Consider the following 16,905-nt stretch of genomic DNA (forward strand, 5'->3'; position numbering starts at 1 on the left):
GGGTCTTTCTGTGCTTAGTTCTAGTGTAACTAATTATCTTTTAAATCGCTATGAATGGAATATAAAAAGTGTAGTATTTGAATTGTAACCTATAGATTAACGCATTCAAAATGCAACTAATCACAAAAACAACTTGGCAGATAGTACGGCTACCTTAAAAGGGGATTGGTTTCTCAAAATAGTTAACTTGTTGTAATGAGATATTTTTGGGTTAGTATCATAAAGACTGTGTTTATAAGGCTCTGAAACCCTTGGTATTACTGGTTTTCTAGTGCAACGTAACAAAAGAAGACTTTTGTAACCTTATAAGGGTGAGGGAATAGGTTACTTGAAGCCTTTTTTTACGCATTCCTTATGAAAGGGTTGGTGGAGTTAATGGATGAAAAAACTGTCATGAAAGTTATAGACGACTTCAGCAATATTCTGCTATACTCAGATGATAATAAAAACAATTAGAGTTTAAATTCATTGACGAGACAGAGTAAGTTGTGAAAACTGTTCCACAGAGAGCTGATAATTGCTGAAAATCAGTGTTCAGTCCATAGCTGAAAATCCTCTCCGAGAAGACATGCTGAACAATTGGAGTAAGTGTGTCCGGCTTTCCACCGTTATTTCGGAACACGTATGAATTCGTACGTTGTAGAGTGCCGCAGTTTATTTATTGTTCGCGGAATCAGGGTGGTAACACGGGAAACTAATCTCGTCCCTTTTAGGGGGACGGGATTTTTTTATTTTCTTAACATTTAAAGGTGGTGGTGATTTGGACGACATTGATATTCACATTTTGAAAGCTAAGTTTACTTTTTCAAGGAGGAATTACATTGAAACATTTATCCAAAAAAGATATGTTGTTCATTAGCTTAATGCTTTTTTCTCTTTTCTTTGGTGCCGGCAATTTAATCTTCCCGCCATTTTTAGGGCAATCAGCTGGTACATCTCTATGGCCTTCTATGGCCGGCTTTATCCTTTCCGCGGTTGGATTGCCGATTTTAGGCGTCGTTGCTGTTGCAAAAGCAAATGGTTTACATTCACTTGCTAGCCGTGTCCATCCCTTTTTCTCAGCGATTTTTACATTAATTATTTATTTAGCAATAGGCCCACTTTTGGGGATTCCTCGAGCGGGAAGCTTAGCGTTTGAAATGGGAGTCAGTCCATTTCTTTCAAAAGACATGAATTTAACTCTAGCTTTATTTATTTATACATTTGTTTATTTTGGTTTATCATACTGGCTCGCCTTGTCCCCATCAAAGCTTGTTGATCGGTTCGGGAAATTGCTAACGCCGGTGATTCTTTTGTTAATTTTGATTATTTTTGTTCGAGCTTTAACCCATTCATTCGGTGCCCCTGCTTTACCAACAGCAGACTATGCTGCAATGCCATTTGCAAAAGGGTTTTTAGATGGCTATTTGACAATGGATACAATCGCAGCCTTGAATTTTGGAATTGTCATTTCGCTCACTCTAAAACAAAAAGGGGTGAGCCATTCGAAACAGATTGTCTCGTATTCAATCCGTGCAGGTCTGTTAGCTGGACTCATTTTAACGCTCATTTATATCATGCTCGGATACCTTGGTGCAATTAACCATGGAACGACAGAAAATGGAGCTCAAACTTTAACACAAGTCGTCCTAACATTATTTGGTTCATCAGGAGCCATAATATTGGGCCTTGTCTTTTCGCTTGCTTGTTTAACAACATCAGTTGGACTCATTACATCATGCAGCCAATATTTTACGACCATCATTCCAAAAGTTAAGTATCGTACATGGGTAACCGTAATTACAGGGTCAAGCCTTGTCTTTGCAAACCTTGGCTTAACGAAAATTTTACTGATCTCAGTACCTGCCTTAACGGCCATTTATCCAATTGCGATCACCTTGATCATTCTAACACTGTTGAATGACCTGTTTGGAGGGAACCGTTCGGTTTACGCAACAACAACACTTTTTGTATCAATCGTCAGTATTTCTGATGCATTTATACAATCAGGGATCAATCTCGGTCCAATTAACACTTTAGTTAAATCATTGCCATTATATACTTTCGGTTTCGGTTGGCTTGTTCCGGCAGCAATTGGAGTGCTAATCGGTCTTCTTATAAAGATATTAAATAAACAGCAATCTTTTAAAAAATCCCAACAAAGTAAGGTATCATGAATCGCTTACTTTAGACACTCCGTAGCCGCATTATTCCTTTGAAAAATGCGGCTTAATCAAAAAATGTTATTTATTTTTAAGAAATCACCCTGATGAGAATGTCTTAGTTTATATAACAATCATGCCACAATTTATTAATTTGAAGGGAAATGTAAACCAACAATCGAATATTAGCCTTCATCCTAACCTTACTAGCTGTACTGTGGTTTCTATTTCTTGTTTATCTAATAAATTTGAAGGCATTCCAAAACAATTGGCATAATTTAAACTAGATTGGTCTTAGAAAAAGACAAAACCAACTATTTAGCCTTAATATGATGAGGCTTATGTATGTAGAATTCCCCAAGTGTTTCCATATGGACTGCTATAGATGGTAATAGGTCTAAGTTTCTCAAGAGTAGTGTGATCACCGATACATTTGTAAGGATTAAGTGAGAAAGTTTACTATGGATGATGATAGGAGCGAGATTATGAATATAACGAAGGTAGAAGTAGATGGGGGAAATATTGCCCTCGTGAGAAGTAGTGAGATATTAATACAGGACGTTCAGTCAGCATTGGATCTTATGGCAACTGTGCAATACGAAGCAGCCTGTAATCGTATTGTTATAAACAAATCTCTTTTAAGCGAAAGCTTTTTCGATTTGAAAACACGCTTTGCAGGCGAAATCCTTCAGAAGTTCATCAATTATCGAGTGAAAGTTGCAATTTTCGGGGATTTTTCGGTGTATTCCAGTCAAAGCTTAAAAGATTTTATCTATGAATGTAACAAAGGAAACGATATCTTTTTCTTACCAACCGAACAAGAAGCGATTGAAAAGTTAAGTATGTTGAAGTAGAAGATAGAACGGATGAAGAAAGGTGTTAAAGGCACGGTGAAGTCATGCAGATTATCCAATGATGAAATTCTTAATAAATAACGAGAGAAGTAGTTTCATGAACTTTAGCTTGGAAGAAGCTATTGAATTGCTGGGGTGCACACCTTTATTCTCGAAATATTACAATGGTGACCTTTGTTTAAACACGAAATGACTTGAGCTATCACATGTAGCCTCAAGTCATTTTCCTATACCACTGACCCGTATCTTGCACAATCAGTGGTTTTTTTGCCATTGCTTGGTGATTTCTCGAATCCGATCTAGCTGATCCCAATATTGAAGGATCGCTGCTTGACCTTCACGAGTGATCCGAATCGTTGTATGGGGGATTTTTTGGCGTACAAAGTTTTTATTGATTTGTATATATCCGACTTTTTCTAATTTAGATAAATGAGAAGATAGATTTCCTTTGGTTAAGCCAGTTAATTCTTGTAGGAAAAGAAATTCAGCAAGTGTACACGCTTCTAGAGCACTCATAATAGCTAAACGGGCAGGTTCATGAATTAATTTATCTAACCGGGCCATTTCTTTAAAAGGCATCATGATAATTGCAAACCAACCTTTCATACAAATTCATCTAAAACATTAACTAGTTTGTATCATAAACCAAAATGACTATTATGTAAAGTCTAATAATTATAGAGGTATGAAAGATAAGGAAAATTCATTTCTTAGGCAGAGGAGATCATATCATGAATCGTATTTAGCTTGTTCCTGACCTTTATTCTTCCGGAGTTGTTCTGGGTTTGTGCTGTTTAGCTGACTGGAAAAAGCCTAAAGAAGAAATTCTTTTCTTGGTCGAATTTTGTTTGGATAATGGGATTACAATGTTCGACCTCGATATTTACATAGGTTAAGACATACATTAAAAGTAAAATGGTCCCTATTTACCGTATTTTTTATTTACCCTTGACAAAGGATATATTCTAAGTAATAATTATAACTAGATTATAATTATTATAGTTAAATAAAGACTTTAAAATACTTAGGAGGAATTTGATTATGTCTTTAATTGGATCTGAAGTAAAACCGTTCACAGCACAAGCTTACCAAAATGGAAAGTTTCTCGAAGTTACCGAAGCCGATCTAAAAGGGAAGTGGAGTGTAGTTTGCTTTTATCCTGCAGATTTTACATTCGTTTGCCCTACTGAACTTGAAGACTTACAAAACCAATATGCAACTCTGAAAGAACTTGGGGTTGAAGTATACTCCGTTTCAACAGATACCCATTTTACACATAAAGCATGGCATGACCACTCAGAAACTATTAACAAAATTGAATATATTATGATTGGTGACCCTTCACAAAAGCTCTCTCGCAACTTTGAAGTGCTAAACGAAGAAGCTGGTTTGGCTGACCGTGGTACTTTTATTATCGATCCAGATGGTGTCGTTCAAGCCGTTGAAATTAATGCGGGTGGCATCGGTCGTGACGCAAGTACTATTGTTAACAAGATTAAGGCGGCACAGTATGTTCGTAATAACCCAGGTGAAGTTTGCCCAGCTAAATGGCAAGAAGGCGCTGCAACACTTAAGCCAAGCCTTGATCTTGTAGGAAAAATTTAAGGAGCAAGATTAATGATACTGGATGCAGATATAAAAGCACAATTAGCCCAATATCTTCAATTGATGGAGGGCGATGTACTACTAAAAGTCAGTGTGGGATCTGACAAGGTATCCCAAGACATGCTGGCCCTAGTGAATGAATTGTCTGCCATGTCATCCAACATTAAGGTAGAGAATACAAAATTGCAGAGAACGCCGAGCTTTAGTGTGAATCGGATCGGCGAAGACACTGGAGTAACTTTTGCTGGTATCCCTCTAGGACACGAATTTACTTCATTAGTGTTGGCTCTGCTACAGGTTAGCGGAAGAGCTCCGAAGGTTGATCAGCAAGTAATTGATCAAGTTAAAAGCATTAAGGGCGAACATCACTTTGAATCTTATATCAGCTTGAGTTGTAACAACTGTCCTGATGTTGTGCAGGCACTGAACTTAATGAGCATTCTCAATCCTGGCATTACACATACCATGATTGACGGTGCAGCTTTCAAAGAAGAGGTAGAAAGCAAAGATGTCATGGCTGTGCCAACTGTTTTTCTAAATGGCGAACCATTCAGTAGCGGACGTATGACTCTTGAGGAAATCCTCGCCAAAATGGGGAATGGTCCAGATGCATCAGAGCTTTCTGCTAAGGATCCATTCGATGTGCTTGTTGTTGGGGGCGGGCCAGCTGGTGCCAGTGCAGCCATCTATGCGGCACGTAAAGGTATACGTACAGGCATTGTTGCTGAACGCTTTGGCGGTCAAGTCATGGATACCTTGGGTATTGAGAACTTTATCAGTGTGAAATATATTGAAGGTCCTAAGCTCGTAGCGAGTCTTGAAGAACATGTTAAAGAGTACGGCATTGATGTAATGAATTTACAGCGTGCCAAGCGTTTAGATAAGAAAGACCTTATCGAAGTTGAACTTGAAAATGGTGCTGTTCTAAAGAGTAAATCCGTAATTCTTTCTACAGGTGCACGCTGGCGCAATGTTGGTGTACCAGGTGAAGTAGAGTTTAAGAATAAAGGTGTAGCATACTGTCCTCATTGTGATGGTCCATTGTTTGAAGGGAAACATGTAGCGGTTATTGGTGGCGGTAATTCTGGTATAGAGGCAGCCATTGATCTCGCAGGAATTGTGAAACATGTAACCGTTCTTGAGTTCATGCCAGAGTTGAAAGCAGATGCTGTTCTACAGGAGCGTCTTTACAGTCTCCCTAACGTAACGGTCTTAAAGAACGTTCAAACAAAAGAAATTACTGGCACTGACAAAGTAAACGGCATTTCTTACATTGATCGTGAGACAGAAGAAGAGCATCACATTGAACTGCAGGGTGTATTTGTTCAGATTGGTCTTGTACCAAATACCGATTGGTTACGTGACACAATTGAATGTACCCGCTTCGGTGAAATTATTGTAGATAAGCATGGTGCTACGAACACTCCTGGAGTGTTTGCTGCAGGTGACTGTACGGATAGTGCATATAAACAGATCATTATTTCGATGGGATCAGGTGCTACAGCAGCTTTAGGTGCCTTTGATTACCTAATTCGAAATTAATGGAGACATAAGTAGGAGCGTTGATATAACGTTTCTACAGACTATATCTTAAATTTCCGAAAGTCGCTTTACTACTAAACAAATAGTAAAGCGACTTTCTTTTTCATGTAGCTGGTATTGCCTTTAGTTGTAAATAATCGCAAACCAACCTTTTATGCAAATCTATTTAATACACTAACTAGTTTGTTCTACAAACGCAAAATCGAAATAAATGTATAATTCTAATACCTCGAGTGTAATGAAAAATCGGATTTTTTACTTTCACAGCATGCTCCTCGATTGTAAACATTCTCAATAATTAGGGTAGGGAGCTATAAACAATAAGCTCCCTATAGATGTTTGTAGGTTCAGGGATGGTTCGATATAATGATAAATGATTTCGCTTATTGCTTATCTACAAAATGGATTCGATCTAGTTGTTGTTTTACTTGACCTCGAATCCCTTGTAAATAGATTTGGCGAAGCTTCATCTGTTCTTTTTTTTCTTCTTCATTTAAACCAATGGTTTTTTTCTTTTTTGCTAGCTCATTGATTCTTGCAATTAACTGTTGATCAATCATATAAAGCCCTCCTTCTCTCACACTTTAACTAATTCTTATTTGTATTGCAAGAACAGGGAGGATTATGTAACCAGATGAAAGCAATCATTTATGCAAGAGTTAGTACAAAGCGTGATGAACAGGAATCTAGTCTTGAAAGGCAAAAAGAAGTGCTACTTCATTGGGCTAGTCAACTCCAATTAGAAGTTGTCGATGTGATTGCTGAGCAACAGAGTGGCTTTGATCTGAATCGGGAAGGTTTGTATCATCTTTTATCAGAAATCAAACGGAATAAGGTTAAAGTGATTTTGATTCAAGATGATACTCGAATTGGGCGAGGCGAAGCTAAGTTAGCAATTATTCACCAGTTAGATCGGTTGGGCTGTAAGATTTTTTCCTATCAGCATCAGGGAGAGTTAGAATTAGATGCAGGAGAGTCAACCGTTTTACATATTATTGCGAAAGTGGAAGAGTTGCAAAGAAGGATGATGAATCAAAAGATTAGTTGGGGAATGCAACGAGCCATCCGTGAAAAGGGATATCAACCTGCACGGAACTTAAAGAATCAAGGTTTAGGTGGTAGAGAGAAAAAGGATGTTCCAATTGAGCAAATCGTAGCTTTGAAAGAAAAAAAGCTTACATTTGAGGAGATTACAGCTACTTTACAAGGATTTGGCTATCATGTCTCTCGAGCAACTGTTCATCGTCGCTATCAGGAGTGGAAAAAACAACAACTTGAGGAAATTCATGAGGAGGATTAGTTAATGATTGATTGGAAGATGTATAAAGACTTGACGCAAACTCCAGGAGCACCTGGATTTGAAAAGGAAGTTCGTCAATTAATGCGTAATTATTTAGCTCCATACTCTGAAAAAATTGTTCAAGATCGCCTAGGCGGAATTTTCGGGATCAAAACAGGAGATGCAAAGGGACCTAAAGTCTTGGTTGCAGGTCATATGGATGAAGTAGCCTTTATGGTAACCAAAGTGACAAGTGAAGGGTTTCTTAAATTTCAAACTCTAGGCGGCTGGTGGAGTCAAGTATTGTTAGCGCAACGTGTAGACATTATTACAAGTTCAGGAAAATGGATTCCTGGTGTGATTGGCTCAATCCCTCCTCATATTTTAAGTGATGAACGGCGGAAAAAGCCTGTCGATGTCTCACAAATGTTTATTGATATTGGGGCTACTAGTGATGAACAAGTGAAAGAATGGGGAATACGACCTGGTGACTCGATTGTTCCCCACTGTCCATTTGTAGAGATGGAAGGTGGAAATCGACTCATGAGTAAAGCTTGGGATAATCGTTTTGGCTGCGGCATTGCGGTTGAATTACTCAAAGAGTTACAAGATGTCTCCCATCCCAATATTTTATACTCAGGAGCTACTGTACAAGAAGAGGTAGGCCTTCGTGGAGCAGCAACAGCAGCCACAATGATCGATCCAGATGTTTTCTTTGCTGTCGATTCGGGACCTGCGGGTGATATTCCAGGTGTTAAAGAAAGTTTTGGTCAAATTGGTAAAGGGGTTGTTATTCGTCTTTTTGATCGTTCAATGATTCCTTTACCTAGTATGCGTGAATTTTTAATTGATGTTGCTGAACAAGAGAATATTCCTTATCAATTCTTTGTATCTCAAGGAGGAACAGACGCGGGTCGGGTTCACACGATAAATGAAGGAGTTCCTTCAGCGGCAATTGGGATCTGTGCTCGTTATATTCACTCCCACGCTTCGATCGTGGATAAAGATGATATTGAAGCAACGAAAGCTTTTGCTGTTGCACTTCTCAAGCGTTTAGACCATACTGCTTATGAGAGCATTTTAGGAAGATAAAGAAAAAAAGAAAATAGGTGAGCCTTTCTGATTAGGTTCACCTATTTTCTTTTTTTCCATTTGTGAAAAGAGGTCTTAGTGATGGAAAGTGAAGCCATTAAAATATTTGATGAGTATAGAAATGAAGTAGGTGTAGCCACTCGCAAGAAAGCTCATCAAGTCGGGCATTGGCACGAAACCTTTCATTGTTGGTTCATTAATAGAGAAGAGGGAATGAATTATATCTATTTTCAACTTCGAAGTGAAACAAAAAAAGATTTCCCTAACCTTTTAGATATTACTGCGGCTGGACATATTCTAGCTAATGAAAATGTATCTGATGGGATCAGGGAGGTTAAAGAAGAACTAGGTATAGCTCTATCTGATCATGAGTTAGTGTCATTAGGTGTGATCAAGGATTGTATAATTAGCAAAGACTTTATTGATAGAGAATTTTGTAATGTTTTTTTATATGAAAGTAATAAGAAGATGAATGAATACAAGCTACAGAGAGAAGAAGTATCTGGGATTTTTAAAGTACCATTTGATGAATTTTGTGAATTATGGTTAGGAGACGTAGAAGAAATAACAGTGGAAGGGTTTCAAGTTAGTTATGATGGACATAAAGTTGTATTAAATATGAATGTGAACAAAAGTAATTTTGTACCCCATGAGAATGCCTACTACGAAAGGCTTTTAGCATTGATTAGAAAGAGATTTGAAATTTATTCTAATCAATAATAACTAATGGAGCCTTAATCCCTAGATCAGTTAATCATAAAAACCCCACTAAAGTCGGAAAGATATCCGGTTTTTTCTCGAAAAAGTTCTAATTTCAGTTATAATAGTTTTGTTACATCTTATAGTAGAGGAGGTGACAACGCAGTGAATGTTCTATGGAAAAAACCTCTAAAATACGGTGAACTATTAGATGGAACATTCCGTTTTTTAAAAAGACGATTGGGTATGATTTGGCTGTTTTCATTAGCCATCAGCCTTTTCTTTAATATCTTCTTGGAATGGTGGAGTTGGGATTTGTTTCACCCTGATATAGGAGGAGCGAATCCAAATGGTGATGCCGTTAATAAAATAATAATGTTCTTTTTGATTAAAGGATTAGTTTGGTTCATTAGCTTATATCCTTTATTACAAATCCTTGCTATCATTTTAGTCCAAGACACAGAGCAAAGTTTTTCTCAAACAATCAAAAACATTTGGACTCACAGCGGAAAAGCAATTCTAGCTCATGGAATTGCTCTGATTGGTTGGGTAGTTATTTTCTTTATCTTTTTCTCAATCATCGGGTTACCTTCGTACCTGATCTTTCAAGCTGAGAGTTTTCTGAGTCAAGAGGCTGCCTTTTGGACAGGGCTTTACACCACACTCTTTTTCTTTTTTGGTCCAGCGCTACTTTTATTTATACGCTTCTCCTTGGTGATCCCTTTGCTAGTAACAGGAAATGCTCAGTTGAAAGATGTGTTTAAAAAGAGTTGGTTTTTAACGAAAGGTTCTACATTTAAGGTGTTTGGTGGAATATTCGGTTTAGTGATTATTTCTATGATTGTGAAGACGCTTAACGTTGTAATTACTTTTCTTCCAGATCTATTTGGAGCTTCGACTACATTAATTTGGGAAATGATCTTCACGATTCTCATATTTTTAGTAGATGCTTCAATTATTCCATTAATCCCTATCTATTTTGCGATTTTTTACTTTAATGAACTGATTAGAAAAGAGGCCCTAGATATACAAATTCAATTAAAACAGATTGTCCCTGATCGGAGGTGATCCCCATCTCAGCCGATGTAGAACAAGCTAAAAAGCAGCTATCGGAAATTTTATCCGATCCTGAATTTGGTAGGAAAAACCCAAACTCGGATAGTCTGAATTTAGATAGAAGTCCGTTTAAATTTCCAGATTGGAATCTGTCTCTGCCGGAAGAAATGATTTGGGGAGTGTACATATTTATAGGCGTCATTGTTCTACTTCTCTTTATTTGGGTCGTTCGGATTATCTGGGTTCAGCGTCTGTTTAATAAGTCCTCATCCACAAGAAAAAGTTCAGCATCTAAAGGTTTTGAGCTGGGCTTTCATGATGGATGGGAGCGTTCCAAGCAGATGGCTGCTGAAGGAAACTATCGGATGGCCATTCGATTTCTATTTCAATATATACTTCATTTTACTGGGGATAAACGAAAAATTATTTTGCAGATTGATAAAACCAATGGGGAGTATCGGAAAGAGATACAACAAACATGGGCAATTCAAGCAGGGCCTTTCCGTTCTCTAACTAGTCAATTCGATGAAGTATGGTATGGTCAAAAACAAGCTACAGAACATGATTTTCAAGAATATCAACAAGAGGTTGGATCCTTTATAGAAAAGGGGGAACAAAATGAAGCGAAGTAAAACGTGGATTTTGTTCATCCCCGCAATGATCGTTTGTGGGATTATCGCTTTCGCTTTATCCCAATGGTTTACAGTTCCTAGCAAGCTTCCTTATTCCGTAGAGAGCCCTAAGAATACAGGAGTTAAAGCTCTATACTTGTTATTACAAAAAAGAAATAACCAGGTGGGTATTTGGAATCAAGATTATACTAATCTTCCTAAGAGTACAAATGACACTCTGATGATGATTCACCCACAAGAGAAACCTCCTAATCAAGAGCAAATGCAACATCTATTGAACTGGGTGGAAAAAGGAAACCAAATTGTCTTATGGGATGCTCCAAAGAATAGCTGGGCGAAAAGCTTTCAATTTAATACAAGTTCTTGTAAATCATTGATAAGCTTCCGCGAAACCATCCCTAAGATAGATAATCCTTGGTTGAAAGAGATTAAAAGTATGAAATGGTCGAATGATTGTATTACTCCCTCAAAAGAGATTAAACCCATTATTGTTAGTCAACACGATGAGATTTTGGTTGCCAGTCGAAGTGTAGGTAAAGGGAGTATTGTTTTTATTCCAGACTCAGAGATGTTAGCGAATAAAAAAATAGATCACGATGATCATATTTTATTACCACTTGCTTTTGTAGATGGAGGAGAGGGGAAGGTTTGGTTCGATGAAACCATTCATTCATGGCCTCCAAAATTAGTTGCTTCTCCAGAGAAAAAGCAGCCCCTATCTTTGGATGTTTCTTCAAAAGACGAGACTGATCCTACGATTTTTAACTTGTTACAACAAGATGTTTGGCTCATTTTTATTGAACTGTTGATACTGCTTGTATTATTGTTGTATGCAAAAGGAAAACGGTTTGCGGCTCCTCGTTTTGAAGAAGTTAAGGAGCAACGGAATGCACTGGAATATATCGAAACTTTGACTAAATGGTATCAACGAATGAACTTAAGAAATGAGATCCTATACGGTCAATTTGAACGTTTACAATCACAAATTTTACTCAGTTTCTATCTGCCAGAAGACGTTTCACCTCAGCTACTTCATCAACAATTAGAACAAGGGCTTGGGGCGGAATTCTGTCAGAGATATAAAGAAATGACTCTTTTCATAACGCAACTAAAAAAATCAAAACAAAAGATTGCTCAAAATTCCTTTATGGAGTGGAGTCTAAAAATAGATAGTTTGCGAAGGGAGCTGGAGCAGTGGAAAGCTACACCACCAACCTCAATCGAATCCAAGCAGTTACTGAACAAGTGATTGAGCAAATGGGTCAATCTGTCATTGGACAAGAGAAAAACATTCGTGTTCTTTGGGCAAGTCTTCTTGTTGGAGGACATGTGTTATTAGAAGGAGTTCCAGGGCTAGGAAAAACTTTGTTAGTTCGATCTTTATCACAAATTATAGATACGCCAAGTAATCGGGTTCAATTTACCCCAGACTTGATGCCTTCTGATGTAACAGGTACAAAGGTATTTGACCTTCAATCAGGGCGTTTTTCATTTCGGAAGGGCCCAATCTTTACTAATATTTTGCTAGCAGATGAGATCAACCGGACCCCACCGAAAACACAGGCAGCTCTATTAGAAGCGATGGAAGAGAAACAAGTGACGATCGATGGAGAAACATTTTCTCTACCACCACTGTTTTTTGTAGTAGCGACCCAAAACCCAATAGAATATGAGGGAACATACGTATTGCCTGAGGCACAGTTAGATCGTTTTTCTGCAAAATTGATCGTTGATTATCCGAATGAAGATCATGAGCGTCAATTACTAGCAAGTCACCAATTTAATCAGCGGAGAGAGCAAGTACTTCGTCCTCTCATCTCTGTTGATGAAGTTCTTCAAATAAGAAAAGAGCTGGAGCAAGTTACGGTTGAACCATCTGTCGTACAATATCTGCTACAAATCATTCGTGCTACACGTAAACATCCGAAAATTTCATTGGGAGCTAGTCCACGTGCGGGTTTAGGTGTTCTTTCTCTGAGCAAGGTAGAAGCAGCTATGAATGGTCGAGCATTTGTAACGCCAGATGATATTAAAGAAATCATTAAACCAGCATTACGTCACCGGATTATCATGCATCCAGATAGCGAATTGGAAGGATGGAAAGCGGATGACATTTTGGAAGAGATTGTTCAAACGATCGTTGTTCCGCGGTAAGGCAGTCATTCCATCCTCACGGTTCATGATATTGGTTCTCTTCAATGTCTTTGCCACAACAATCAGTGCTTGGTGGGGATGGGGATGGTTATTTTTCTTTTTACTCAATGGAATACTTGTAGGGTTAGTGATTATTGATCTATGGCTATTGCGAAAGCTTCCTGATTTTTCGGCGTCGAGAAGTGTAGAGGAGCTTTTTGAAATCAAAGAAGATAATCAAGTAAATATCACACTAACTACAAATAAACCAGCCTATACACAAATGTGGTTAAGAGATGATTATCCCCACGGATTTCAAGTGAGCCAACGGACGATCCCGATTAAATGGTCAGGGGAAACTAGTCAAACGGTCTCTTATCAAGCTCGACCACATCGGCGAGGAAGACACCGTTTTGAGTCTATTCATATCCGTATGGAAAGTTCATGGAAACTCATAATCCTGCAAGAGGCATTTTCGGTTTCAGATGAAGTAAAAGTATACCCTCGTCTGGAAAGTTTACGGAAAGTAAGGAAAGGATATTACCGAAAACAAACCCTTGCTGATGAGACGACACGAATCCAAACGTTTGGAGCAGGACATGAGTTTTCACATATCCGGGAGTATATTCCCGATGATGATCCCCGTAATATCAACTGGATGGGAACTGCCCGGATAGGTAAATTGGTTAGTAATGTGTATCAACCGGAATCAGGTCAGCAAGTGGCGATCCTGTTAGATTGTGGTCGACTGATGGGGATTCAAAATGATGGCCAGTCCCAACTAGATCGATCCTTAGAAGCAGCTTTAGGTTATGCAGCGATCGCATTACAACGAGGGGATCGTGTTAGTTTTTTAGCCTTTTCAGATCGAATACTTCGTTGGGTTCCCCTAGATCAAGGAATGAGTCACATTCAGAAGATCATTGAAGCTTGCTATGATTTAGAGGCTGGCTATGTTGAATCGGATTATTTACTCCCTCTGGATTTTATTCGTAAGTTTCATCGCAATAAAACGCTAGTTACACTATTCACAGATGCAGCCAATATTGCTTTTTCGGAGACCATGTCTCCATTTATCTCGCGAGTGATGTCTAAACATCTAATCTTAACCGTTTCTATGCAAGATCCACGACTCAAAGATCTAAGAGCCGCATCACCGAAGATGGAAGAGGATATCTATCGGAATTTTGTCATTGACCAATTTCAAGAAGAACGAAGACAAGTTCTTAAACAATGGAACCACAAAAAAGTGGTCACACTCGATGTAGAACCACAATATTTGGCTAGTGCAGTAATTCTCTCTTACCTTGAAATACGAGCTCGGTTAGAGAGATAGTTGGGAAATAGTATAGTTAGGAAGAAAAAGCACTCAGATTGCTTATCAAAGCAACTGAGTGCTTTTTAGGGAGTATTCAAAGATTAGTGGTTTGATAGCTTCCTAATACATGAACGTCATAGCCAAAGGCTTCAAGGATCGTAATCGCTTTATATGTTTTGGTTTCATGTAATCTACTTTCCATTTCTATGAAGAAGTGATATGTTCCTAATTTTTTCTTAGTTGGACGAGATTCAATCCAAGTTAGATTTATTGAAAGAGCCGCAAATACATTCAAAATTGAAGATAATACTCCCGAATGATCTTCACTCGAAGAGATTAGCATCATCGTTTTATTATTTTTTTGTTCCTGTTGTTTTAAGGTATTGTTGTCTTTACTAACTACAAAAAATCTCGTACGATTTTCACTATGATCCTGAATATTTCTTTTTGCTATATGTAAACTACATAATGTAGCAGCAGATTCAGAGGCAATTGCTGCTACTTCTCTTTTTCCATATTCTTTTACAGCTAAAGCTGCTAAAGAAGAGCTATCAAACTGTCTACTTTTCCATTTGAAACTTCTTATGAATTCATTACATTGTGCAAGAACAGGATAAATAGACCACACTTCACGTATTTCATCTAATTGAATTCCTTCATCTACTACTAAAAGGTTCATGGATACTGGAAAAATCACTTCAGCTTCTATAAATAATTTATTCCTTAGTAATCCATCTGCAGTTGTATTGATCATGCCTTCAATCGAATTTTCAATTGGAACAAAACCCTGATCAGCTTTTAGTTCACTGACAGCTTCGAGGACTTCAATAATGGTGTCACATATATACCAATCAATATGATCGGTGGAGAAATATTGAAATGCAGCTTCTTCCGAGAAACTTCCCTGGGGACCTAAATAAGCTACTCTCACTTAAAGAACACTCCTTTGCTTTCAACTAAGTATTAATTAATGGAATAAATGAAAAAAAGCGTCCCCATTCATTGTAGAAACGCGCCTTTACTTTAAGCATATTATTTTACAAATTGATATATTAATGTAAGTAAAACGATAAGACGATCCCCCTTATTCATTCTATGAGCATCGTCTTATCATTTATTATACAGAAGGTATTAAAATCTAATTAAAGACTGTCTAGGTTTCATCTACAAACCTCTTACATAAAGGATTGATCTGCTATTTTGGTCGCATGAATCTTTGTTGTGTCATACAATGAAAATAGGGGATAGCTATTGAAGAAATGTTAAAATACTTGCTTCAATAGGGACTTCTCAAACTTTCATCTAGACATTCTTATTTTTCCACAATCCAATTCCTGATAAAAGTAATATAATAGCCAAGCCCGACCAGCCCCAAGTATATCCCTTTAAGTCGGCGATGAATCCAAAAATAGGCGGTGCAAAAATAAACGCCAACTGATTTAAGGTGAGTGCAAAACTAATCGTTACTCCAACAGAATCATCAGCTGACGCTTCGGCGACTTCAACGATGAAAAGGCTATATGATCCAATACCGAAGAAGCCAATCCAACTACTCAGTAAAAATAAGCACCAAAGTGGAAGAGTTTGTAGATCCATCGCTAAAACGAATACGGAAGCAAAAGCCGCTAGAGCAGAAAATGCAAGCGGTTTTCTCCTGTTCCCTTCTAAAAAATTGTCACTGATGAATGCCAGAATAATTCGTCCCAACACCCCGGAAAATAGCACAACTGAAAAAATTTGCCCTGCTAATAAAGGAGATAGTGATTGGCGGTCAGTAAGGAAAACTGTATAGTGCCCAATAATCACCATTTGGAGCGACATCATACAAATTCCGATTAAAAGAACAGGGTATAAATTTCTATTTTTTATAATTTCTTGTATCTGTTCTCTTAAGGTTTTTACTTGTGATTTAGTCACAGACACCTCTTCATGAAAAGGAGGCTCTTTATAAAAAATAATAAATAATAGCCCACCAAGGATACAGATTGCTGAGAGTATGTAAACTGCTGTTGGCCAACCATATTTCATCGATACAATGGGAATGATCATTCCAGCTACTGCACCGCCGATGGGAATTCCTGTTTGTCGGATTCCTATCGCTAATCCTCGAAGATTTTCCGGAAACCATTTCATAATTACTTTGCTTCCACCAGGCAGAGCGGTACTATAAAAAATCCCTGCCAGTGAAAGAGTGAAAAATAACCCGATAAATCCTCCTGATACATTTACTGATAGGATGGAAAGACCTAAACAGATAGATCCAGCTCCAATCAACAACCGTTCATTATATCGATCTAGAAGCCCCCCAACAAATAACATGAAAAAAAGCGGTCCAATACTCACCGCAGATAATAAAATTCCCGTTTCCATTTGAGTAAGATTATATTCCTGCTTCCAAAAATACGATAAAGGACCAACCCCATAGGTAATAAGGGTGGAACTCGCTTGTGTTCCTGTCGCTAGGAATAAAATCATCCATTTATAAGAGTTACTAGACAAACTCATTTCTTTTCGCATTATTTTTATAACGCCTCCTCCTTATTTTCATTTTATA

General features: G+C 37.9%; 16 protein-coding genes, 1 pseudogene and 1 other annotated feature. Of the genes and pseudogenes, 13 read left to right on the top strand and 4 right to left on the bottom strand.

The window, feature by feature from the left end:
* Positions 1-459: 459 nt before the first annotated feature.
* Positions 460-711: a binding site (T-box leader), on the top strand.
* A 110-nt stretch (positions 712-821) separates the two neighbouring features.
* The 3 genes and pseudogenes from brnQ (at position 822) to EDD58_RS10060 (ending at position 2,995) form a co-directional block, all read left to right on the top strand.
* A complete protein-coding gene (brnQ, locus tag EDD58_RS10055) occupies positions 822-2,156 on the top strand; it encodes a branched-chain amino acid transport system II carrier protein (RefSeq protein ID WP_131925189.1) in 1,335 nt (444 codons plus the stop codon).
* A 94-nt stretch (positions 2,157-2,250) separates the two neighbouring features.
* Positions 2,251-2,389, top strand: a pseudogene (locus tag EDD58_RS15155) (hypothetical protein); the annotation flags it as partial.
* Positions 2,390-2,626: 237 nt separating this feature from the next.
* Entirely contained in the window at positions 2,627-2,995 is a 369-nt protein-coding gene (locus tag EDD58_RS10060; RefSeq protein WP_131925191.1) for a DUF4180 domain-containing protein, read from the top strand.
* Positions 2,996-3,250: 255 nt separating this feature from the next.
* Here EDD58_RS10060 and EDD58_RS10065 read toward each other — a convergent pair whose 3' ends face one another.
* Entirely contained in the window at positions 3,251-3,601 is a 351-nt protein-coding gene (locus EDD58_RS10065; protein ID WP_207903288.1) for a transcriptional regulator, read from the bottom strand.
* A gap of 435 nt (positions 3,602-4,036) precedes the next feature.
* Here EDD58_RS10065 and ahpC point away from each other — a divergent pair, with 435 nt between their 5' ends.
* Both ahpC and ahpF read left to right on the top strand, forming a co-directional pair.
* Positions 4,037-4,600, top strand: coding sequence for an alkyl hydroperoxide reductase subunit C (gene ahpC, locus EDD58_RS10070; protein ID WP_131925193.1), 564 nt, complete (start codon positions 4,037-4,039; stop codon positions 4,598-4,600).
* Positions 4,601-4,612: 12 nt separating this feature from the next.
* A complete protein-coding gene (ahpF, locus tag EDD58_RS10075; RefSeq protein ID WP_131925195.1) occupies positions 4,613-6,142 on the top strand; it encodes an alkyl hydroperoxide reductase subunit F in 1,530 nt (509 codons plus the stop codon).
* A gap of 383 nt (positions 6,143-6,525) precedes the next feature.
* Here ahpF and EDD58_RS10080 read toward each other — a convergent pair whose 3' ends face one another.
* Positions 6,526-6,702 carry a DUF896 domain-containing protein gene (locus EDD58_RS10080; RefSeq protein WP_131925197.1) on the bottom strand — a complete coding sequence of 59 codons (177 nt, stop codon included), beginning with the start codon at positions 6,700-6,702 and terminating at the stop codon, positions 6,526-6,528.
* 74 nt (positions 6,703-6,776) lie between these two features.
* Between EDD58_RS10080 and EDD58_RS10085 the strand changes: the two genes are divergently transcribed.
* The 8 genes from EDD58_RS10085 to EDD58_RS10120 all read left to right on the top strand — a co-directional run bounded on the left by EDD58_RS10085 (position 6,777) and on the right by EDD58_RS10120 (position 14,369).
* Positions 6,777-7,442: a YneB family resolvase-like protein gene (locus tag EDD58_RS10085; RefSeq protein ID WP_131925198.1), complete on the top strand. Its 666-nt coding sequence runs from the start codon at positions 6,777-6,779 to the stop codon at positions 7,440-7,442.
* A 3-nt stretch (positions 7,443-7,445) separates the two neighbouring features.
* Positions 7,446-8,513 (top strand): M42 family metallopeptidase, encoded by a 1,068-nt coding sequence (locus EDD58_RS10090; RefSeq protein ID WP_131925200.1) that lies wholly within the window; start codon positions 7,446-7,448, stop codon positions 8,511-8,513.
* Between the two features lie 81 nt (positions 8,514-8,594).
* Entirely contained in the window at positions 8,595-9,233 is a 639-nt protein-coding gene (locus EDD58_RS10095) for an NUDIX hydrolase (RefSeq protein ID WP_131925202.1), read from the top strand.
* Positions 9,234-9,377: 144 nt separating this feature from the next.
* Positions 9,378-10,280, top strand: coding sequence for a hypothetical protein (locus tag EDD58_RS10100; protein ID WP_131925204.1), 903 nt, complete (start codon positions 9,378-9,380; stop codon positions 10,278-10,280).
* On the top strand, positions 10,277-10,900 hold the full coding sequence (locus EDD58_RS10105) for a DUF4129 domain-containing protein (RefSeq protein ID WP_131925206.1): 624 nt from the start codon (positions 10,277-10,279) through the stop codon (positions 10,898-10,900). Before EDD58_RS10100 ends, EDD58_RS10105 begins: the two co-directional genes overlap by 4 nt.
* On the top strand, positions 10,887-12,149 hold the full coding sequence (locus tag EDD58_RS10110; RefSeq protein WP_131925208.1) for a DUF4350 domain-containing protein: 1,263 nt from the start codon (positions 10,887-10,889) through the stop codon (positions 12,147-12,149). Before EDD58_RS10105 ends, EDD58_RS10110 begins: the two co-directional genes overlap by 14 nt.
* Positions 12,150-12,157: 8 nt before the next feature.
* Positions 12,158-13,054 carry an AAA family ATPase gene (locus tag EDD58_RS10115; RefSeq protein WP_131925399.1) on the top strand — a complete coding sequence of 299 codons (897 nt, stop codon included), beginning with the start codon at positions 12,158-12,160 and terminating at the stop codon, positions 13,052-13,054.
* On the top strand, positions 13,008-14,369 hold the full coding sequence (locus EDD58_RS10120; RefSeq protein WP_131925210.1) for a DUF58 domain-containing protein: 1,362 nt from the start codon (positions 13,008-13,010) through the stop codon (positions 14,367-14,369). The genes EDD58_RS10115 and EDD58_RS10120 overlap by 47 nt, the downstream gene beginning before the upstream one ends.
* A 76-nt stretch (positions 14,370-14,445) precedes the next feature.
* Here EDD58_RS10120 and pheA read toward each other — a convergent pair whose 3' ends face one another.
* On the bottom strand, positions 14,446-15,282 hold the full coding sequence (pheA, locus tag EDD58_RS10125) for a prephenate dehydratase (RefSeq protein ID WP_131925212.1): 837 nt from the start codon (positions 15,280-15,282) through the stop codon (positions 14,446-14,448).
* Positions 15,283-15,653: 371 nt separating this feature from the next.
* Positions 15,654-16,868 carry an MFS transporter gene (locus EDD58_RS10130; RefSeq protein WP_131925214.1) on the bottom strand — a complete coding sequence of 405 codons (1,215 nt, stop codon included), beginning with the start codon at positions 16,866-16,868 and terminating at the stop codon, positions 15,654-15,656.
* Between the last annotated feature and the right edge of the window lie 37 nt (positions 16,869-16,905).

Origin of the sequence: Hazenella coriacea, from assembly GCF_004341825.1 — a bacterium.
Taxonomy (GTDB): domain Bacteria; phylum Bacillota; class Bacilli; order Thermoactinomycetales; family Thermoactinomycetaceae; genus Hazenella; species Hazenella coriacea.